At 63.2% G+C, this 19679-nt stretch carries 22 protein-coding genes, 1 tRNA gene and 1 pseudogene; 8 read left to right on the plus strand and 16 right to left on the minus strand.

The genetic code is table 11. The annotated features are described in order from the left end of the window. Position 1: 1 nt before the first annotated feature. The 5 genes from rplK to ACZ1JM_RS08930 form a co-directional block, all read right to left on the minus strand. A complete protein-coding gene (gene rplK / locus ACZ1JM_RS08910) occupies positions 2–433 on the minus strand; it encodes a 50S ribosomal protein L11 (protein ID WP_465134467.1) in 432 nt (143 codons plus the stop codon). A 280-nt stretch (positions 434–713) separates the two neighbouring features. Continuing rightward, a complete protein-coding gene (gene nusG, locus ACZ1JM_RS08915; RefSeq protein ID WP_465134468.1) occupies positions 714–1250 on the minus strand; it encodes a transcription termination/antitermination protein NusG in 537 nt (178 codons plus the stop codon). Between the two features lie 23 nt (positions 1251–1273). Next, positions 1274–1468 (minus strand): preprotein translocase subunit SecE, encoded by a 195-nt coding sequence (gene secE, locus ACZ1JM_RS08920; protein WP_465134469.1) that lies wholly within the window; start codon positions 1466–1468, stop codon positions 1274–1276. Between the two features lie 154 nt (positions 1469–1622). Next, entirely contained in the window at positions 1623–3185 is a 1563-nt protein-coding gene (locus ACZ1JM_RS08925) for a hypothetical protein (RefSeq protein ID WP_465134470.1), read from the minus strand. A gap of 205 nt (positions 3186–3390) precedes the next feature. Next, positions 3391–3466: transfer RNA gene (locus ACZ1JM_RS08930), tRNA-Trp, on the minus strand. Positions 3467–3616: 150 nt separating this feature from the next. Between ACZ1JM_RS08930 and aat the strand changes: the two genes are divergently transcribed. After that, positions 3617–4471, plus strand: coding sequence for a leucyl/phenylalanyl-tRNA--protein transferase (gene aat, locus ACZ1JM_RS08935; protein WP_465134471.1), 855 nt, complete (start codon positions 3617–3619; stop codon positions 4469–4471). A gap of 35 nt (positions 4472–4506) precedes the next feature. Here the strand turns inward: aat and ACZ1JM_RS08940 are convergent. The 4 genes and pseudogenes from ACZ1JM_RS08940 to ACZ1JM_RS08955 all read right to left on the minus strand — a co-directional run. After that, a pseudogene (locus tag ACZ1JM_RS08940) lies at positions 4507–4923 on the minus strand (DUF2155 domain-containing protein); the annotation flags it as partial. Positions 4924–4933: 10 nt separating this feature from the next. After that, positions 4934–5341, minus strand: a complete 408-nt coding sequence (locus tag ACZ1JM_RS08945; protein ID WP_465134472.1) for an NADH:ubiquinone oxidoreductase subunit NDUFA12 — start codon at positions 5339–5341, stop codon at positions 4934–4936. Positions 5342–5430: 89 nt separating this feature from the next. Further along, positions 5431–5937, minus strand: coding sequence for a DUF192 domain-containing protein (locus tag ACZ1JM_RS08950; protein ID WP_465134473.1), 507 nt, complete (start codon positions 5935–5937; stop codon positions 5431–5433). Next, entirely contained in the window at positions 5938–6522 is a 585-nt protein-coding gene (locus ACZ1JM_RS08955; RefSeq protein WP_465134474.1) for a regulatory protein RecX, read from the minus strand. Between the two features lie 152 nt (positions 6523–6674). Between ACZ1JM_RS08955 and ACZ1JM_RS08960 the strand changes: the two genes are divergently transcribed. From ACZ1JM_RS08960 to ACZ1JM_RS08970, 3 genes are all read left to right on the plus strand, one after another. Beyond that, complete coding sequence (locus ACZ1JM_RS08960; RefSeq protein ID WP_465134475.1) at positions 6675–8435, plus strand: fatty acyl-AMP ligase; 1761 nt, start codon at positions 6675–6677, stop codon at positions 8433–8435. A 115-nt stretch (positions 8436–8550) separates the two neighbouring features. Further along, positions 8551–9087, plus strand: a complete 537-nt coding sequence (locus ACZ1JM_RS08965) for a hypothetical protein (RefSeq protein WP_465134476.1) — start codon at positions 8551–8553, stop codon at positions 9085–9087. Positions 9088–9103: 16 nt separating this feature from the next. Next, on the plus strand, positions 9104–9589 hold the full coding sequence (locus tag ACZ1JM_RS08970; protein WP_465134477.1) for a DUF421 domain-containing protein: 486 nt from the start codon (positions 9104–9106) through the stop codon (positions 9587–9589). Positions 9590–9593: 4 nt separating this feature from the next. Here ACZ1JM_RS08970 and ACZ1JM_RS08975 read toward each other — a convergent pair whose 3' ends face one another. From ACZ1JM_RS08975 to ACZ1JM_RS08995, 5 genes are all read right to left on the minus strand, one after another. Then, the gene (locus tag ACZ1JM_RS08975) at positions 9594–10070 is read right to left on the minus strand and encodes a DUF2721 domain-containing protein (protein WP_465134478.1); all 477 of its coding nucleotides are present in this window, start codon (positions 10068–10070) and stop codon (positions 9594–9596) included. Positions 10071–10088: 18 nt separating this feature from the next. Further along, complete coding sequence (locus ACZ1JM_RS08980; protein ID WP_465134479.1) at positions 10089–10910, minus strand: class I mannose-6-phosphate isomerase; 822 nt, start codon at positions 10908–10910, stop codon at positions 10089–10091. Between the two features lie 10 nt (positions 10911–10920). Continuing rightward, the gene (locus ACZ1JM_RS08985; RefSeq protein WP_465134480.1) at positions 10921–11961 is read right to left on the minus strand and encodes a mannose-1-phosphate guanylyltransferase; all 1041 of its coding nucleotides are present in this window, start codon (positions 11959–11961) and stop codon (positions 10921–10923) included. 88 nt (positions 11962–12049) lie between these two features. Then, positions 12050–12778: a TonB family protein gene (locus ACZ1JM_RS08990; protein WP_465134481.1), complete on the minus strand. Its 729-nt coding sequence runs from the start codon at positions 12776–12778 to the stop codon at positions 12050–12052. Positions 12779–12794: 16 nt separating this feature from the next. Next, entirely contained in the window at positions 12795–13568 is a 774-nt protein-coding gene (locus tag ACZ1JM_RS08995) for a helix-turn-helix transcriptional regulator (protein WP_465134482.1), read from the minus strand. A 75-nt stretch (positions 13569–13643) separates the two neighbouring features. Here ACZ1JM_RS08995 and ACZ1JM_RS09000 point away from each other — a divergent pair, with 75 nt between their 5' ends. Further along, positions 13644–14849 (plus strand): acyl-CoA dehydrogenase family protein, encoded by a 1206-nt coding sequence (locus ACZ1JM_RS09000; RefSeq protein ID WP_465134483.1) that lies wholly within the window; start codon positions 13644–13646, stop codon positions 14847–14849. 77 nt (positions 14850–14926) lie between these two features. Here the strand turns inward: ACZ1JM_RS09000 and ACZ1JM_RS09005 are convergent, their stop codons facing one another. Both ACZ1JM_RS09005 and ACZ1JM_RS09010 read right to left on the minus strand, forming a co-directional pair. After that, a complete protein-coding gene (locus ACZ1JM_RS09005) occupies positions 14927–15700 on the minus strand; it encodes a ThuA domain-containing protein (RefSeq protein ID WP_465134484.1) in 774 nt (257 codons plus the stop codon). Positions 15701–15704: 4 nt separating this feature from the next. Beyond that, the gene (locus tag ACZ1JM_RS09010; protein WP_465134485.1) at positions 15705–17135 is read right to left on the minus strand and encodes an aromatic ring-hydroxylating oxygenase subunit alpha; all 1431 of its coding nucleotides are present in this window, start codon (positions 17133–17135) and stop codon (positions 15705–15707) included. Positions 17136–17278: 143 nt separating this feature from the next. Here ACZ1JM_RS09010 and ACZ1JM_RS09015 point away from each other — a divergent pair, with 143 nt between their 5' ends. Genes ACZ1JM_RS09015 through ACZ1JM_RS09025 form a run of 3 tightly spaced genes read left to right on the plus strand, consistent with a single transcriptional unit; the run spans position 17279 to position 19652 of the window. Further along, positions 17279–18058: an SDR family NAD(P)-dependent oxidoreductase gene (locus ACZ1JM_RS09015; RefSeq protein ID WP_465134486.1), complete on the plus strand. Its 780-nt coding sequence runs from the start codon at positions 17279–17281 to the stop codon at positions 18056–18058. Then, complete coding sequence (locus ACZ1JM_RS09020) at positions 18055–18876, plus strand: glucose 1-dehydrogenase (protein WP_465134487.1); 822 nt, start codon at positions 18055–18057, stop codon at positions 18874–18876. Before ACZ1JM_RS09015 ends, ACZ1JM_RS09020 begins: the two co-directional genes overlap by 4 nt. Next, complete coding sequence (locus ACZ1JM_RS09025) at positions 18873–19652, plus strand: SDR family oxidoreductase (RefSeq protein ID WP_465134488.1); 780 nt, start codon at positions 18873–18875, stop codon at positions 19650–19652. Before ACZ1JM_RS09020 ends, ACZ1JM_RS09025 begins: the two co-directional genes overlap by 4 nt. Positions 19653–19679: the final 27 nt, after the last annotated feature.

Genomic DNA, 19679 nt, shown 5'->3' on the forward strand with positions numbered 1-19679 from the left:
ATCAGCCCTCCACAACCTGGAGGCCCATGGCGCGGGCCGAGCCTTCGATGATCTTCGTCGCCGCATCAATGTCGTTAGCATTGAGGTCGGCCATCTTGACCTGGGCAATTTCGGACAGCTGCGAACGCTTGATCGTTCCGGCAGACACCTTGCCCGGCTCCTTCGAACCCGATTTGAGGCCAGCAGCCTTCTTGATCAGGAACGTGGCGGGCGGCGTCTTGGTGACGAACGTGAAGCTGCGATCCGCATAAACCGTGATGATCGTCGGGATCGGCATGCCGTTTTCGAGTTCCTGCGTGGCGGCATTGAACGCCTTGCAGAATTCCATGATGTTCACGCCGCGCTGACCCAGCGCCGGACCGATCGGCGGAGACGGGTTGGCCTTGCCGGCCGGAACCTGCAGCTTGATGTAACCTGTAATCTTCTTGGCCATGAGGCCGCTCCTTTTCACACTGTCGCGCCCGCGAGATCCGCGAACGCTCATGCCTAGCGGTATGACGGGCCAAAGCCCTCCCGCGAGGATTCGCGCCGGCTAAACCGGTCCGAAGGGGGCGCCCATAATGGAATTCGCCAGCAAAGGAAAGGGGATGTTGCCATACCTGCCCCGCCCGACCGTTTCTTAGCGAACCCCGCCGCCCCCAAGATACAGTTCGCCCCGCGACACCAATTTGGCGCGCGGGGCGAGATATCTGGGCGATATGCCCCGTCGCGGATTACTTGCTGAGTTCGACGTGCTCGAATTCGAGTTCCACCGGCGTCGCGCGCCCGAAGATCGACACCGCGACCTTGACGCGGTTCTTGTCGAAATCGAGCTCTTCGACGATGCCGTTGAAGCTTGCGAATGGCCCATCCAGCACCTTCACCGAATCGCCGATCTCGTAATCGATGCTGACGGTCTTGCGCGGCGCCGCGGCGGCGGCTTCGGCTGCACCGAAGTAACGCTTGGCCTCGTTCTCACTGATCGCTTGGGGCTTGCCGCTGGAACCCAGAAAGCCGGTGACCTTCGGGGTATTCTTGACGAGGTGGTAGACGTCGTCGTTCAGGTGCAGCTTGGCCAGGACGTAGCCCGGCATCGTCTTGCGTTCGACCTGAACCTTCTTGCCACGCTTCACTTCCGTGATCGTTTCGGCAGGAACCTGCACGTCCTCGACAAGCTGCTGCAAGCCCATCCGCTCCGCTTCGGAAAGGATCGATTCCTTAACCTTGTTTTCGAAGCCGGAATAGGCGTGGATAATGTACCAGCGGGCCATTTTTACTCTCGTATCCTAGATGATCACAGAAGCGACAGCAGCGAGCTGACGACCCAGCCGAACAGCGCGTCGATGCCCAGGAAGAACGTCGCGAGCAGCACCGTCATGATGCCAACGAAGATCGCCGTCGTCACCGTTTCCTGGCGCGAAGGCCAGTGAATTTTGCGCGTTTCCGCCTGGACCTGGCGCATGAATTCGCCGGGGGTAGTCTTGGCCATCGTCCGTCGCTCTCTCGTGTCACTTGCCTGATGCCGAGCGCTTCTGACGCACGGCGCGGAAAAATGTCTCGTGTCTTCCGGCTAGGGGCCATCGCCGCCCCGGCCGAGGCCGGGAGGGGCAGGTAGGGTCCGCTTGTCGGAAGGAAATCGCGACTTAGCTTCCGTCGGCCGGATTTGCAAGGTCCACTGCGTTGGGCAAGCGCGCGAGGAAAGAGTTGGACGTCGCGTAGACGATCCACGCGCCTTCCGGGATGGCCACGGGCCGCTTGTCGCCGATGTACCAAAGGTAATCCGCATGGCGGGCGGGCTTGAACTTGCGCAGGTCTATGCGCTGGTTTGGCGAGTAGAGGATGCGCTGCGTCGGATCGTTGAAACGATACCGCGTCTCACGCATCGAGAGCATGTGGACATCGGGCAACGCAAAGTTGGAGTTTTCCATCGCGCTGCGCCTGACGACGGCAAAGCTGCCGAAATGCTCGAACGGGCCGAACAGCCATTGAGATCGCGGGATCGCCACCGCCGTCGCCACTCGTGAGCCTTCGGGGACGTGATCCATCGCCACGATCATGTCCTTTGCGGTCTGGGCATCCTGATACCATACGACGCTGGTCACCGCGATCCGGGCGCTGAACAGCAGGCCAGCCAAGGCCAGCCCCCAGCGCGGTACAGGCCAGTCGATCGCCAGGCATGCGACGAGCAAGGCCGCGGTGCTAAGGCGGTAATCGGCATAGTCGCCGCCGAAGATCTGTCGCGGTACGATCAAAGTCAGAATGAACAGGATCAACGCCGCCCAGCCCACGCGTCCGTCGAAGCGGCGGATCACCAGCGCCGTTGCCACAACGGCCACGACGACGCACAGACTGGCGATGTCGAAGACCTGATCGTAGCTGCGCATCGCCTTATACAGGATGCCCCACTTGTATTCGAGGACGCCGTACCGTCCGTATGACATCTTGGAATTGGCACCCATGCCCAGCAGCATGGGGATGATCGGGAAGATCAGCGGCCAGGGCTTGATGAAGGGGCGCCAGTCGCGCCAGCTTGAACGGCGGGCCCATTCGTAGCCGAACATCAACACGCCCATCACGCCCCATCCCGAGACGTGACAGAGCCAGACGACGAAGCCGACCGGCACGAACGCGGCCCAGCGCCACCGCCAGCCTTCCAGTCTTACCCATCCGGCGAAGGCGAAAAGGGCGAAGGCCAGGGACAGTGAATAGTTGAGGAAACCCATCAGCAGCGAGGGCGACCAGATCATCGCGAACGCCAGGATCGCGCCGACGCCGATGCGTTTACGCAGGCTCCATTCCACGGCCATGATCGACATGCCGGTTAGGAACGGAATGATCACGACGATGAAGCGCCCCGCCGCTTCCAGACCCAGCAGCGGGGTCAGTGGAACCATCAGCAATTCCGCGCCGAGGTTGCCGGTCCAGTCCCAGTGAAACAGGAAGTATCGCGTCAGGAAAGGATCGTGCCCATGGTCGAGCATGATCTTGTAACCCGCTAGATGCGAAGGATAATCCGTCATCTGCGGAGTCCAGGCGAGCAACGCGGGAAGCATCGCCAGGCACGATAGAACAAAGCCCAGCCACGCCGCTTCGTGCCGACGGCGCACGTAGATTTCGCTGGTACGGAACCGCCCCGCTGCGGGAGTGGAGGTTGATTCCGTTTCTGGATGCGCGCTGGCGTGCATGAGTGACTGGATCTTTCCCACTGTGTCCGATCAGGTCCTTAGCCGACCGGATGGCGATGGCGCCAGTGCCAAGAGGCGCTGCCGAATCGGCGGACGGGTTCTCCTAGTCTCCACACGGTGATTGGCAAGGCAGGTGCCCAAACGTGGAACCTAAAACGACATTGGCGGCACCTATAACCGCGCAACGGTCCCCGAAGGGGATATTAGCACCATGTTTGGAAATTGCTGGCAGGAGTGGAGGGACTCGAACCCACGGCCCTCGGTTTTGGAGACCGATGCTCTACCAACTGAGCTACACTCCTGCGGGCGGACGAGCCTCTAGAAGGACGCGATGCGGATTACAAGCCATCATTTGCCCGATGTTTTGACGGATGATTTGTCGACGCGATCGACTGGCGGCGACTTGCCCGTGATCGTACCGTTTCGTCGCCATAGCTGCTAAGGCGATATCCGTGCACGCGCCTCGTTCCATTTCGATCATCGAGCCTGAGTTGCTCATGCTCGCCTATCGCAGCGGCATCTTTCCGATGGCGGACAGCCGGGACGATCCCGAGGTTTTCTGGATCGAGCCGCGCCTGCGGGCGATCCTGCCGCTCGACGGTCTTCGCGTGTCCCACTCGCTGGCGCGCTCGCTGCGTCGCGGGCGGTTCACGGTGACGTGCAACCAGGCGTTCTCAGCGGTCATGGATGCCTGCGCCGCGCCGCGAAAGATCCGGCCCGAGGACGATCCCGATGACGAGGATATCGCGGGCAGCTGGATCAGCCATCGGATTCAGGCCAGTTACGAAAATCTGCATTTCCTTGGTCACGCCCATTCCATCGAGGTTTGGCATACCGGGGATGATCGCGTGCGAGAGCTGGTAGGCGGGCTCTACGGCGTCGGGTTTGACCGCGCGTTCTGCGGCGAATCGATGTTTTCACGCGTAAGCGACGCGTCGAAAGTAGCGCTGTGCTGGCTGGTTGCGGCCTTGCGCCGGGGCGGCGTGACCTTGCTGGACTGTCAGTTCATGACCTCGCACCTTGCCTCATTGGGCGCGGTGGAGATGCCGCAGAAACGCTATCTTTCGCTGCTTCAGAAAGCGCAGGAAGCGCCGCAATCAAATGCGGACGGTCATTCCTCCACCGCCGGAACTTCGGCGGGCTCTGCCTCCGGGGTCGCGGTGGGCGATGGCGTGGCGGCAGGTGCCGCCGGTGCGGTCCTGGCGCTTCCGGATGCTTTCGGGCTGCTGCTGGAGGAAGCGGCGTCCTGCGGGCTGGCCTCTTCGCCCGGGAAGCTCATCGCGCAGGATTTCACCCACACGTCGTAGACCGGATGCTCGACCACGTTCATCGACGGTGCGTTCTTGAACAGCCAGCCGGAAAACACCTTGCGCCACGACAGCTTCTGCGCGGTGGACTGGCGTTCTTCCACGAACACCTGAACGAACGCGCCCTCTTCCTGCGGCCGTTCCCAAGGTAGCGTCTTTTCGCACGTCGCCACCTTGACGACGAGGTTGCCGATACGACGGGACTGGCCCGGCTTCATCACCAGGTCCTGCGTCAGGTTATTGCGCTTGTTGAGGACGCCCAGCGTTACCACGCGGTCCTTGTTGGGTGTGCCGATCTGCTGTCCGCGCGCGGCCTGCGCCGGGCCTGCCTGCATGCCCGCAATCGCATCGGGAACGCCGGTATCCTGTACTTCGGGCTGCGGTTCTCCGCGCCCACAGGCACTGAGCGTCGCCAGAAACGACAGCGCAGCGAAAGCCCCGGCCCGCATCATTCCAGCCGCCTCAGGCGTCCGGGGACCAGGCTTCGTAATCGCCGGTAGCGGCCGCGCGGCGGCCGCCTCGCTCCAGCGCGCCCTGGGGACGATAGGCTTCGAGCGTGCCGGTGGCGTTGGGAGTATAGTCCACTTCCCAGATCCGGGGCGCGGGCAGATAGCTTTCGGGGACGCCGTCATAGGAATGATGCAGCCAGCCGTGCCATTCGGCCGGCACGTTGCTGGCATCATTGGCCCCGGCATAGATCACCCAGCGGCGATCGTACCCTTCCGTCGTGCGGATCTTGTCGCCCTTCGAGCGATAGTACTTGTTGCCTTGCACATCGGTGCCGACATGCTCGCCATGACGCGAGCTCCAGAGCGAGGTGCCAATGGTGGCGCCGTCCCACCAGGTGAAGATCTTGGACAGGATTCCCATGAGCCGCGCGTTAGCCGCTCTGCCCCCGGTTAGGCAAGCGCGTTCCGCCCCATTCGGCCCGCTTGCCCGCAATAAGAATGGGCGGCCCGTTACCAGCTGACTTTGTCGCCGGGCTTGATGCCAAGTTCCGCCGCGCGGCCGCCGTTCAGTTCCAGCACGCCGGACGCGACACCGTCCGATGGCAGCGGCGTTTCGTCATACGGCACGGCATTGGCGGCGATGTTCAGGACACGACGGTTGGTGCCGATGAAGATGATGTCAAGCGGAATCACCGTGTTGTGCATCCAGAACGAGGCTCGCCGTGGGGGCTTGTTGACGAAGATCATGCCTTCGTTTGCGCCCATGCTGCTGCGGAACATCAGGCCCTTGGCCTGCTCCGCCGGGGACGTGGCCACTTCGACCGTGAAAGAATGCGTGCCGTTCGCCGAGGCGACGGTCAGCGGGATCACCGCCAGGCCCGAGATCGGATGGACCGCTTTTTGCGCGGCGGATTTTTGCGCACCAGACGATTTGGCGGAGGCATCCTGCGGACCCTGCGAACAGGCGGCAAAAGCAAGCACCAGGGCCATCGCCAGGCTGCTACGGGTCAGGCGCATTCAATCGTCTCCGAATTCCGATTCGGCCCACTCTTCCAGTGCGCCGGCGTCGCTGCTCTCCACGATCCTGCGCGCAATGTCGAGCGGGTGACCGGCGCGCAGCATGGCGGACAGCTGCTTGTCCCGCCGCTTTGGATCGAACGCGCTGTCCGGCTCCTGCACCGCGAAGGGGCCAAAGCGTCGTCGCCGGGCCAGGACCAGCGCGGCCCGGCGCTGCTCGACATGCGCAGGCCTGTTCTGCGCGCGCACATCCTCGGCAATGCCCGCCTGCCCCAGCGCCTCACCCACGCGGCGCGCGCCATAGCCACGGCGCAGCAGGCTGCCGGTCTTCATCTTCGCCCAGGCGGCATCATCGACATACCCGTTTTCGGCGTACCGACCCACAAGCTCGTCGATCGGGGGCTGCGTATCGCCGTCCCACCCCCTTTCGCGCAGCTTGCGCTGCAGATAAGATCGCAGCTTGGCTTGCGTCGTCGCAAAACGCGCGACATAGGCCAGCGCCATCTCTTCCAGCCGGGGTGCGTTCAGGGGCGGCGGTCCCTGACGGGGGCCGTTACGGGGGGAATTGCGACGGTTCTGGGACATGCTGCCCTATTCGTGCCACACTCGCGCACGAATGAGGAGAGTGAGCAGGACCGTATTCGATGCTCTAGCGGCTATCTCCGGTTCAGGAACAGCTGCGTAGTAGCGCCGATCTTGCGATTGATAATGGTATAACAACAACGGGTTAAAAAATCATGGCCGACACCATCAGCTTGGTGCCGAATACGGGGCAGGCACTGAAACCGACCCCCAATGAGGATGCGCATCCGCGCCGCTTCGCCGATTTCGCTACCTTCGGCGATGCCCTGGATTATGCCGCCAAGGGGCAGCGCGGCTTCAACTTCCACGATCCGCGCGGCACGCTGACCCGCGTTTATCCGTTCAGCGATCTGCGCGCGGATGCGCTGGCCGTTGCCCACAAACTGATCGCGATGGGCGTGAAAAAGGACGATCGCATCGCTCTGATCGCCGAAACCGGCGTCGATTTCGCAGCGCTGTTCTGCGGTGCGGTCTATGCGGGCGCCTGGCCGGTGCCGCTGCCCCTGCCCACCAGCTTCGGCGGCAAGGACAACTATATCGACCAGCTTGGCGTCCAGCTGGCGAGCTCGGACCCGGTCATGCTGATCGGCCCGGACGAGATCGCCACGATGACGGAGGCCGCTGCCGGGCGCCAGGGCTGCCGTCACGCGACCTGGGCGGATTTCGCGGCCAAGGATGCCCCGGTGGTGGACCTTCCCGCTGCCAACCCGGACGACATCTGCTATCTGCAGTATTCCTCCGGCTCCACTCGCTTCCCCCACGGCGTCGCGGTGACGCATCGCTCGCTGCTGTCGAATCTGGCAAGCCACAGCCACGGCATGGAACTGGCGCCTGCCGACCGCTGCATCTCCTGGCTGCCGTGGTATCACGACATGGGCCTCGTCGGCTGCTTCCTGTCGCTCATCGCCAATCAGGTTTCGGGCGACTACCTCAAGACCGAGGATTTCGCACGCCGTCCGCTCGCGTGGCTGGACATGATCTCGCGCAACAAGGGCACCTCGGTGTCCTATTCGCCGACGTTCGGCTACGACATCTGCGCGCGCCGCATCTCCAGCCAGAGCGCGGTCTCGGACCGTTTCGACCTGTCGCGCTGGCGGCTGGCGGGCAACGGGGCCGACATGATCCGCCCCGACGTGATGCAGAGCTTCGTCAACGCCTTTGCCGACGCCGGCTTCAAGGCGAGTGCCTTCCTGCCGAGCTACGGCCTTGCCGAAGCGACGCTGGCCGTCACCATCATGCCGCCGGGCGAAGGCATTCGCGTCGAGCTGGTGGAGGAAGAGCGCCTCTCCGGCAGCCCGCGCGATCTGTCGCGCCCTGCCCGCTACCGCGCCATCGTCAATTGCGGCAAGCCGGTGCGCGACATGGAAGTCGTGATCCGGGGCGAGGACGGCCACACTTTGCGCGATCACCAGATCGGCAAAGTATGGTGCCGTGGCACCAGCGTGATGCATTCCTACTTCCGCGATCCCGAAGCGACCGCCGCTTGCTTGGTCGACGGTTGGCTCGACACGGGCGACATGGGGTACATGGCGCAAGGCTATCTGTTCATCGTCGGGCGCGCGAAGGACATGATCATCATCAACGGCAAGAACCACTGGCCGCAGGATATCGAGTGGGCGGTGGAGCAGCTTCCCGGCTTCAACCATGGCGACATCGCGGCCTTCTCGGTGGAAATGGACAATGGCGAGGAAACCCCCGCCGTCCTCGTCCACTGCCGCGTGTCCGACCCGGTGAAGCGCATCGAACTGCGCGAGATGATCCGCGACAAGGTCCGCTCGATCACCGGCATGAACTGCGTGGTCGAACTGGTCCCGCCCAAGAGCCTGCCGCGCACCAGCTCGGGCAAGCTCAGCCGCGCCAAGGCCAAGAAACTGTACCTGTCGGGCGAGATCGAGCCGTTCGACCTCGCCGCCTGAGCCAGCGCTGATTTACACGAGGAGAAGGCAGGGGTTCGCCCCTGCCTTTTTCGTTGCGGCTTGGCATGGCCGACGTCGGGAACACTGCGCGCGGGCAGGATTTGATCCAGGCACGATGCCCGTAACCGAATCCCCTTCCGAAGCGCCCTACGGCATTGTGCGCCGACATCTGAATGTTGGCCGTTTCGCGCGGTTTCGGACGATCCTCGCCGCCGCCATTTTCGTCGTCTCCCTGGGCAGCGCGATGATGGGCTGGCTTGGCGGTGGCGCTCCCGTGGTGAAGGCCTACGCGTCGCCCGCTGCACGAGTAACGCTGGAATACGAGCCGATCCTGCGCAGCGGCAACTGGTTCGAGACGGTGCTGACCATCACGCCGACCGTCAATGTCTACGATCTGGTAGTCTCCGTGGACCAGCCTTTGTGGCAGGGAATGAGCATCGACACCCTGGCCCCGGACGCCGAAAGCGCCACGTCCACCGATGGTCGGTACAGCTATCACTTCGGCAAAGTTTCAGCCAATCAGCCGATGCGGGTGAAGTTCGATGGTCAGATCCAGCCCCGTGCATTCCGACGCCTGACAGGCAACATCACGTTACTGGATGGCGAGCGCCAGATGATGACCCTCCCCACGTCGGTCACCGTACTGCCATGACGAAAGGGCGGGACTGATGGAAATCGTAATCCGCGCCTCGGTGATGTTCATCATGGTGTTCGGCCTGCTGCGCCTGCTCGGCAAGCGGGAGCTGGGGCAGATGGCTCCGTTCGAGCTGGTCTCGCTCATCGTGATCGGGGACCTTATCCAGCAGGGCGTAACGCACCAGGATTTTTCCCTTACCGGCGCCACGCTGGCGATCATGACATTCGCGGCGTGGAGTTTTGTGCTCGGCCTTATCGCCCACCGCTTTCCAAAGGCGCGGCGGATCCTGAAAAGCAGGCCGGTGATCCTCGTTCAGGACGGAAAACTTATTCCCGGCAATATGAACGAGGAGCGGATAGACGATCAGGAGCTGGCTATCGAGATGCGCATGGCAGGCATCAACGGCCTGCATCAGATCGCATGGGCCATCCTGGAGCCGCAAGGCAAGATCAGCTTCATCCGCAAGGACGACGCCGCTCCAGACCGGCGCGGGGACGACGACAACCAGGTGGCCTGATTACTCAGCGCCTCCTGCGGCGGGATCGGCGTTCCAGGCCTTCGATCTCGCGGTCAAGCTCAAGGTAATCGCTGGGAATACGCAGCGCTTCTGCCGCGACTTGCGTCTCTTTCAGGAACAGCACCAGCGCGATCAGCAACAGCACGACCGAGGCCAGAAAGGTCACAGCTGCCGCCGTATGCCAGTCAAATCCGCTGAGGCCTGACAGAAACAGGATTGCTACGGTCACGCCGATGGCAAGGCCCGACAGAACCATCATGCGCACCGCATGGGTGATCAGCGTCATTCGCTGATGAACCAGCCGCAATTCGCTGACGATCATGTCGTGCTGGGCGCCATCGGTTGCGCCATGGCGCTCCTGAAGGATCCGGGCGCGATCGACCACTCTGCCCAATCGCGAGGACAGGATGTTCAGGATATTGCCGATCGCGACGAGGACGAAGACCGGGGTAAGCGCAAGCTGGATGGTTTGGACGATCATGCCGTCCGTCTTGCCTCGCTACGCCTTGTCTGCACAGCCCCTTGCGAGCAGGCACACCCCGTTTTCCGCGAACGTGACGTCCGAAAGGCGTGCTGCCAGCCCACAGCCACCGGGCGCGATCGTCTCTCCGCCGATCTGCACATCGCCTTGACGCGGAATGATGAGCAGCGCCTCGGGATAGCGCCCTGAGATCTCATCCGTAGGAGACCCCGCGACCTGATCGAGCATGAAGAGCGGCCCGTTCACCAGCGTCTGTGACCCGTGCGGCGGCACGCTTTTGTACCACTGGTCGAGCGCGTACGTTTCGCCTTTCGAGACGGCGATACCATCGTCCAGATGCAGTTCGCGCGGGCGGCCGTAGTCATACAGGCGATAGGTAATGTCGCTGTTCTGCTGCACTTCGATCAGACTCACACCCACGCCGATCGCGTGAACGGTGTTGGCGGGAATATAAAAGAAGTCGCCCGGCGATACGTCGTGCCATGTCATCAAGTCTTCGATCGACCCGTCCAGCGCGGCGGCGCGCATGGCGTCTGGCGTGATATGCTCGTCAAAGCCGATGCCGAGCGTAGCCCCCGGTTCCGCGGCGAGGATCAACCAGCATTCTTCCTTGCCCTGCTTTCCTAGGCCCTTGGCGATGGTCTGCGCGTCGGTCGGGTGGACCTGCACCGACAGCTTTTCACTCGTAAAGATGTACTTGACGAGAAGGTCGGGCAAGGCGGCTGGCGGTTCGAACCAGATTTCGCCGATCCGCTTGCCTTCCGGCGCGCTGAACGGCTGAGGCAAAGTGTCCTTGCCCCAGGGCTTTTCGACTTCGCGGGTTTCCAAGGCGGCTGTCATGCGATCATCTTCACTGGTTGGCGGCGCCGGTCAGCTTGCCGACTTTCTGCACCCCGGAAACGGTGGTGATCATGATGTCGTTCCCATCGACCACGACGATCACATCCTCCAGCCCGATAACCGAGACACGCGGCCCGTCGCTGTCGACCAGCACGTTGCGGCAATCGACCAGTTCGGTTTCGCCGATGCCGCGCACCGAATTGCCGTTCTCGTCCCGGTCGAGCGCGTCGTGGAGCGCGTGCCAGTTACCGATGTCGGACCAGCTCATGTCGGCGGGCACCATCGCCGCCCGCTGGGTGTTTTCCATCACCGCGTAGTCCACCGAATCGCTGGGGACATTGGCGAACGTCTCCGCATCGGGGTGGAAGCGCTGACCATCCTCGCTGCCCCGCGCGACGGCGTCCGCCACCCCGGCGGCGATCTGCGGGCGGTGGGTTTTCAGCTCTTCCAGGAAATCCTTTACGCGGAAAGCGAAGATGCCGCCGTTCCACGCGTAGATACCTTCGGCCAGGAAGGCCATAGCGCGTTCAAGATCAGGCTTTTCGACGAACTGCGCGGTGCGATAGCCGCCCGGAATCTCGTCACCGCGCTTCAGATAGCCAAAGCCGGTTTCGGGCGCGGTCGCCTCGATCCCGAAGGAGACGAGCCAGCCTTCTTCCGCAAGGTCCGCCGCAGCGCAGGCGGCGACCGCGAAGGCGTCCGGGTTGCCAATGTGGTGATCGCTCGGGCACACCAGCATCACCGCGTCTTCCGGCAGGCGATAGGCGGCGAGCGCGATCGCGGCGGCGGTGTTGCGCGCTGCCGGCTCGACGATCACTTGCGCGCCGTCCACCGTTCCCAGCTGCGCCTCCACATGCGAAAGATGGTGGCGTCCCGTCACTACGACCGGCGCAGCGAATCCTCCCGACGCCGGGCAGCGGGCCAGCGCCGCTTCGAACAGCGTGTTGTCGCCGACCAGCGGCAGGAAGGGCTTGGGCATGGACGCGCGGCTGCGCGGCCACAGGCGCGTGCCGCTGCCTCCGCAAAGGATGACGGGTACGATGGTCGGCATAAATGGTGTAAACTCGTAAAGGACGTTCGCGTATAACCGCTCATAGCCGCACAGTGTTGCAACGCAATGTTACAGCTTGTTCGTCGGCTCAGTAGAACCAGCGCTGCTGCCAGCGGTACGTCGCCGGGATCGGCTCGCCCGAGGCATTGATTGCAGGGCGAAACCGGAAGCGCCTGGCGGCAAGATCGCAGGTGATGCGGTCGGCGTCCGGGTCAGGACTGGGCCGCACCACATGGCAATCGGAGACGCGGCCGTCCGCCCCCACCTGCAGGTCGATCACCACCGACGAACCGACGCGCAGGTCCCGGGTTTTGCGTGGATAGTCACGCGCCGAGTTGATATCGCCGGCGATCTTTACGGTAGGCGCACCGCCGCCACCCCCGCCCCGTCCAGCGCCATCTCTCCCGGCGCCTGACCCCGAACCGGCCGCTGCTCCGCTTGTGCCAGCCCCCGCAATGGCCGATCCGGCGCTGTCGCCTGTGCCTTTGTCCGCAGTTGGAACTGCCGCTACGGTGCGGGTCGCGACCGGGGCTTTGGGCAAAACAACGTCGCGGGGTACGGCCATTTTGCCAGCCACCCCGGAAGCGGCTTCCTTGTCCGCAGATCGGCTAGGCGTCGGGCTTGGGGACGGATCGGCCTGGGGCGGGGGAGCCGGTTCCTTCTCAATCGCCACCGTGAAAGCCTGCGTCACTGCTCGGACGGCGGTGGCGGCAAAGTCAGGACGAAAGGCGCGGATGAGCCCTGCCAAGAACAGAATGTGCAGCAGCAGGACTAGCGCCGCCACGCCCCAGCGCGGTCGGCGGCGAGCGCGCTCCATCACTTCATCCAACCACTCAGTTCTGGAGTGAAATGTAGCCCAGCTGCGCTGCCTTGAAGACGGTCTGGCTACGGTTGACCGCATTCAGTTTCGTCGCCGCATTATGGATATGGAAGCGCACCGTCGCCCGGCTGCGCGACATGATCATGCTGATTTCAAGGTCGGTCTTGCCGATCGCGGCCCAGCGCAGGCATTCGACTTCGCGCTTGGACAGGCGCGATTCCGGCGGCAGCGCCTGCGTCGATCCCATGACCTGTACGTACGTGGCGATGAACGTGCGGGCGTAGAGACCAAGGGCATCGGACAATTTGTCGAACTCTTCGGAAAGGTCCGTCTTGTCCTTGTCCAGAGGATTGAAGCTGACCACGCCGATCTGGCCGAACGGCAGATGGACCGGCACGCCGATGGCTGCGCGCGTCATGGCGCGCTGCTCGAAATTGCCGATTTCGATCGAGGCGAGATAGGCGTTCGGTTCGCGCGTGCGGAAGCCTTCAGCGTTGGCCCAGAACGGCTGGCTTTCGAAACGGCAGGCGGTGGTCAGCGGGCTATCGAGCGCGATGCGCGAATTGCGCCACCACACCTTTTCCTCGTTGCCCCAGCCGAAAATCTCTGTCGCCAGGATCTTGCCATCGGCATCGACCGGGGTTCTTTTGTCGGCGATATCATGTGCGGGAGCGGCGCGCATTCCATGATCGAGGGAGATCCGGTGCAACGCCTCGGCAGCTGCCCGGATACCTTCGGGCGACTTGACTCGCACGGCATCGATGTTTTCCTGAGACAGCAATTGCATAAGTCCTCTCCCCGCCCTCTTAGCCCGGTGGAACTGGCGGCACAATCGGGTGTAGTCCCCCCATAGCCCGATTTTATGACTAGCCTTTTGCCCAGCGGTAACGCCTACCTGCTTGGTGATAGATCGGGGATCAAGAAGCGGGAGTGGACAGTGAACTTCGACCTCAGCGAAGACGAGGAAATGCTCAAGGCGCTGACCGAGCGCTTCGTGGCCGACCATTACGATCACGATAGCCGTCGTGCCTTTCTGGCCGAACCGGCCGGTTTTTCCAGCGCCAACTGGCAGCTGCTGGGCGAGCTTGGCCTGATCGCCGCGCCGTTCGCCGAGGACCTTGGCGGGCTGGGGCTGGACGCGACCGGCATTGCGACGGTGTTCGAGGCGCTGGGTCGCGGGCTGGTGGTGGAACCGCTTGCCGAGGCGGTGGTCATGGCAGGGCGACTGTTCGCCACCAAGGCCCGGCCTGCCCTGCGCGATGAATGGATCGACGGGCTGCTGACGGGCGAGAAGCGGCTGGCGCTCGCCCATGCCGAAGCACGGGCCCGCGATGGGTTGCCGTGGGTGGAGACGACGGCAGTCGCGGATGGTGAAGGCTACCGCATCTCCGGCGCCAAACCCTATTGTGCGGCTGGTGGCGGGGCGGACGGCTATGTCCTGTCGGCGCGTCTTTCCGGCAGCCCGGGCGACGCCGATGGCGTGGCGCTGTTTTTCATTCCAGCGGACGCGCCGGGCCTGTCGAGCCGCGAATGGCGCATGGCCGACGGCAGCGTCGCCACTGCGCTGGAGCTTCGCGACGTCACCGTGCCCGCCGCGTATGTGCTGGACGAAGGCGGAGTGGATGGCCTTGCCGCCATCGCGTCGGTGAACGATCTGGCGGCACTTGCCCGCAGCGCCGAGGCGCTGGGCATCATGGAGCGCATCTTCCGCGACACCATCGATTATCTGCGCACCCGCGACCAGTTCGGATCGCCGCTCGGCTCGTTCCAGGCAATCCAGCACCGCATGGTCGCCCAGTACGCCGTGATCGAACAGAGCCGGGCGCTGCTGAACCTGGCCCTCGTTTCATGGGGTAGCGATGAATTCGCCACTGCCGCCTATGGCGCGCGAGCCTATATCGCCGATGCCTCCGTCCACCTGGGGCACGAGATGATCCAGTTCCACGGGGGCATGGGCGTGACGGACGAGCTGGCGATCGGCGGCGGGCACAAGCGCCTGCTGGTCCTGTCCCGCTGGCCGGAAGCCCCACTGGCGGCGCTTGATCGCTACGCCGGCCTGTTGCACTGAATTTAACGAACCACACCTGACAAAGGGGCGGCACCTTTCGGTACCGCCCCTTCTTTTTGTCCGCGATCGAGCGGGTCTTACCGCTCGCGCTGCTTGACCCAATCAATGCCCCGCCGCAGCAGGTCGTAAAACACCGGCAGATCCCACGCGCAGCGATCCACGGTGGGCCACCAGTCCAGCATCGGCTGCAGATCGTAATGGCCGCGACAATGCCCAAGGGTATTGTACAGAACCGCGCCCTTGCCATGGCCCTTCAGGTACATGACCGGCTGTGTGCCCAGTGCGTCCTTCGCCTCGACGAAGCCTGTACCTTCTTCGGTGCAGTCGGTTTCGAGCAGCACGTGAAGATCGCCGTGCGTTTCCAGATGATACAGTTCGTCCGTCGTCTCGAACGGCTCGATCCCGGCGACCAGCGGATGGTCGGGATCGGCGACCGTCACCGTATAGGGTGCGATGGGCGGGTGCGAAATGAACTGCGAGCCGAGCATGTCCATGAACAGCGGTGCCCAGCGCGGCGCATCCCACAGGCCCTTGTCCGGCCCTTCCGACAGCAGGCGCAGGACCGAGTTCGTGCCATGCAGGGCATACCAGCGCCCACCTGCCGTCAGCCATTCGCGCAGCACTTCCTGCGCCGCCAGCGAGGGCGTGACGTCGCAGGTATAGGTGATGAGGATGTCCGCCTCGCGAAGGGCGTCGAGCGTCTCGTAATTCTCGAACACCCGGGTCCGCACGGACGGATCCTCTGACAGCAGCTTGAGCAGTTCAAGCCGTGCGAAGTCCATGTCGTGCCACACGCCGCCGCAAACGAGGACGCAGTTGATGCGCGGCGGACGCGCTTCGGTTTCCGTCATGCTGTCAGGCCTTCGCGCCGCCGAGATCACCCTCGATGTATTTCATCATGGTGTCCTGGAACTGACGGATGCGGATTTCCTGATAGTTGCCCAGGTTCACCTTGCCGTTCTTCGAGGCGTGAAGGCCGTCCTGCACGTAAGGCAGGTTGTCCATGTCCTGTTCGAAAACGTCACCAAGGATGCCCAGCTCGGGGGCCTCGGTCCACTTCTGGTCAAGGCGCAGCATCTTCAGCGGCGCACCGCGTGGGATCGGCTGGCCCTTGGGGATGCGGGCCAGAATGCGCACTTCCATTATGCAGGTGTCCGGCGTCTTTCCGGGCAGCCAGTTGTAGACGATGTTCGGCATGTAGCCGCCCCAGGGCGCGAAGTTGGGGAACACGTTGTAGACGATGCCGTCCAGCAGTTCCGCATCGGTCGCGTCGGAGTGGTCGTAGCCCGTGCTTTCCGTATAGGCCTGTCGCATCGCTTCGCCCAGCGCGGCGCGAGCGGTCATGCCTTCGGGCACCTTGATCGCCATCGGGTTGGCGTGAGCCTCCCCTTCGTAGTTGTCGCCTGAGCGGCCGTTGTACTTGATGAACTCGTCAACGATCCACTGTTCGCCCTGCCCTTCCTGGATGTGCGGGCTCATGATGCCGAACGGCACCAGATTGACGTTCACGTTATCGCCCCAGGTCCAATACGCAGCGTTGGAATCGCCGGTGAAAGGCAGCAGTTGCGGATGGGTGACGATCGTGTGCCAAGCCTCCATGAAGGCTTCCATCACGACCTTCCAGTTGGCGGGCACTTCCTTAGCGACGCGCATGACGCTGGCGCATTCCTCGTGCCGCCAGCGCTTGAAGTGTTCCGGCAACGGGGCGAGAAATTCCTCCAGGCTGGGGCCACCCTTTTCCTCCCGCAGGAAGACGTATCCGCCCCAGCGGCCGACTTCGGCATCGGGCAGGTCCAGCTTCTGTTCGGAAAGATGCGGAAAATCCCATTGGCAGGGCATCGAATCGAAGCTGCCGTCCTTTTTCCAGGCGAAACCGTGGAAGGGGCAGACGAACTTTTCGGCAAAGCCATCCTCCGTCCGCAGCTTGCGCCCGCGATGGAGGCACACGTTGTGCATCGCCCGGATCGACCCATCGTCCTGACGGCTGACCAGATAGGAACGCCCGGCGTTTTCATACACGATGAAGTCGCCCGGCTCCGGCAGGTCTTCCTCCCGCGCGACGAACTGCCATACGTATGGCCACATCCGTTCGCGTTCCAGCTTTGCGAATTCCTCGCTGGTGTAGCGTTCCGCCGGGATCGGGTCCGATCCACGATAGGTATAGCTCTCGTCCGTCAGGATTGAGGGCGGGGTGCGCGAATCCAGAGCCATAAGCTCGGCCCAGCTGATGCCCTCGCTGCGGTCTTCGCCCAGTTTGCTGGCGATTTCGGGGTCGCGGTCGGCCATCTGATTACAATCTCCCAAGCACAGATTTCCCTGTTTGGAACCATGTCTGGACCTTCAAGCGCATGGAGTCACCTTGCTCAAATCATAGGTTGTCGCCGCGATCGGATCAGTCATGTTCCTATCAATCGTAATGGGAGACTGCCGTGAAGCGGCTTGAAGGCAAAGTGGCGCTCGTCACCGGGGGAACCTCCGGCATCGGCGCCGGGACGGTAGAGCGTTTGTGCGCGGACGGCGCGAAAGTGATTTTCACAGGGTCCAATCAGGCCGCCGCAGACAAGCTGTGCGCGGCGACGGGAGCCCAGTTTGTAAAGCATAACGTCACAGATGCGGCCGCCTGGGACGGGCTGATCGCCCAGATCGCCGAGCAACACGGGCGGCTCGACATCGCATTCGCCAACGCCGGCACCGAAAGCGGCGATGGCAGCATCGAAGATATCTCCATCGATGGCTGGAACAACATCATCGGCGTCAACCTGACCGGCGTGATGCTGACGGTGCAGCACGCCATGCGCGCCATGTCCCGCAATCCAGACGGCCCGACCGGCTCGATCATCGTCAATTCCTCGATGAACGCGCACCGCGCCATGGGCAACTTCTGCGCCTATTCGGTATCGAAGTCGGCCGTGATCGCGCTGGTGAAATCCTCGGCAGTCCATTCGGGCAACCGCAAGTATCAGATTCGCGTCAATGCGGTGCTACCGGGCGTGGTGGAGACCGCGATGATCCGGGGTCTGATCGACAAGTCCCCCGATCCGGCGGCCACGCGTGGTGCCTACGAAGGGCTTTCCCCCATGGGCCGCATGGCATCGGTGGAGGAAGTGGCCGGAATGGTATCCTGGCTTGCCAGCGACGAAGCGCGGTTCTGCTCGGGCAGCGAATTCACCATGGATGGCGCGTCCACTGCAGGAATGAACGGCGTATGAGCGAGGAACTGGGTTCGCAGCGGCTGAAAGGCCGCGTCGCACTGGTATCGGGCGGACTGCGCGGCATCGGTCTGGCCTGTGTCGAGCGGTTTCTGGCCGAGGGCGCGGAAGTTGTCTTGACCGACCTTGCCGCCCCGGACAGCGAGCAGGCCACCGGCGTGCTGCAAAAGCTCGGCCAGGCAGCCAGCTATGTGCAGGCCAACGTCACCAGCGAAGATGACTGGGCGAAAGTGCTCGCCGCCGTCACCGAGCGGCATGGCAAGCTTCATATCCTCGTCAACAACGCAGGCATCGACCTCACCGGCCCGGTTGCGACCACGTCGCTGGACGGATGGCGCAAGATCATGAGCATCAACGTCGATGGCGTGTTCCTGGGCACCCGCACGTTCGTGCCGCTGATGGAAAGCAGTGGCGCCGAGGTGCAGGGCGGCGCGTCGATCATCAACGTCAGCTCCATCATGGGCCTCGTCGGCATGAGCGAAGTATCCGGTTACAACGCCAGCAAGGGTGCGGTGCGCCTGTTCACCAAGTCGATCGCGCTTGAATTCGCCGAAAAGCGCATGCCGATCCGCGCCAATTCGCTGCATCCCGGTTTCGTCGTCACCCCGCTGCTTCAGGAAGGTTTCCAACGCTGGGTGGACAAGGGCGCGGCCAAGCATACGCAAGAGCTGGTCGATGTGATGGCCAGCAAGACCCCGATCGGCCGCCTGGCCGATCCGTCCGAACTGGCAAGCGCGGTGTACTTCCTTGCCAGCAGCGACAGTTCGTACATGACCGGCTCAGAGCTGGTGGTTGACGGGGGCTGGACCGCACAATGACCATCGCTCTTCCCGACGTAATCGCCGTCGTCACCGGAGCAGCCGGTGGCATCGGGCGTGAAATCGTCAAGGCCATGAAGGCCGCCGGCGCCACCGTGATCGCCACCGATCTAAGGGATCAGGCCGAGATCGAGGGCGCCGATCACTACCTGAAACACGACGTCACCAGCGAGGCTGACTGGCGCGCGGTCGAAGCTCTCGTTCGTGAAAAGTACGGCCGCCTCGATGCGCTGGTGAACAACGCCGGGTTCTCGATTGTCACAAAATTCGAGGACACGCCACTCAGCGAATTTCACAAGGTGAACGCGATCAACGTCGATTCCGCGATCATCGGCACGCAAGTCATGCTGGATCTGCTGAAGGAAGGCGGCAAGGCCCGGCCTTCGGGCGCTTCGGTGATCAACTTCTCCAGCGTCGGCGGCCTGCGCGGCGCGGCGTTCAATGCCGCCTATTGCGTCAGCAAGGCGGCGATCAAAATGCTGAGCAAATGCCTTGGCGCAGAGTTCGCGGCGCTCAAATACAACATCCGCGTCAATTCCGTGCACCCCGGCGGCATAGACACGCCGATGCTGAACTCGATCATGGACCGCTACGTTGAACTGGGCGCCGTCCCGTCGCGCGACGCGGCGCTGGCCGGGGTCAACGCAACCCACCCAATCGGCCGCCTCGGCAAACCGGAAGAGATGGCGGGCGGCGTCGTCTTCCTGGCCTCCACCGCATCCAGCTTCATGACCTGCGACGAACTCGTGATGGACGGAGGGTTCAGCCAGGTCTGATTACATTATGGCCCGCGCGGGAGAGCG

This window comes from Novosphingobium sp. BL-S-24, assembly GCF_055521575.1.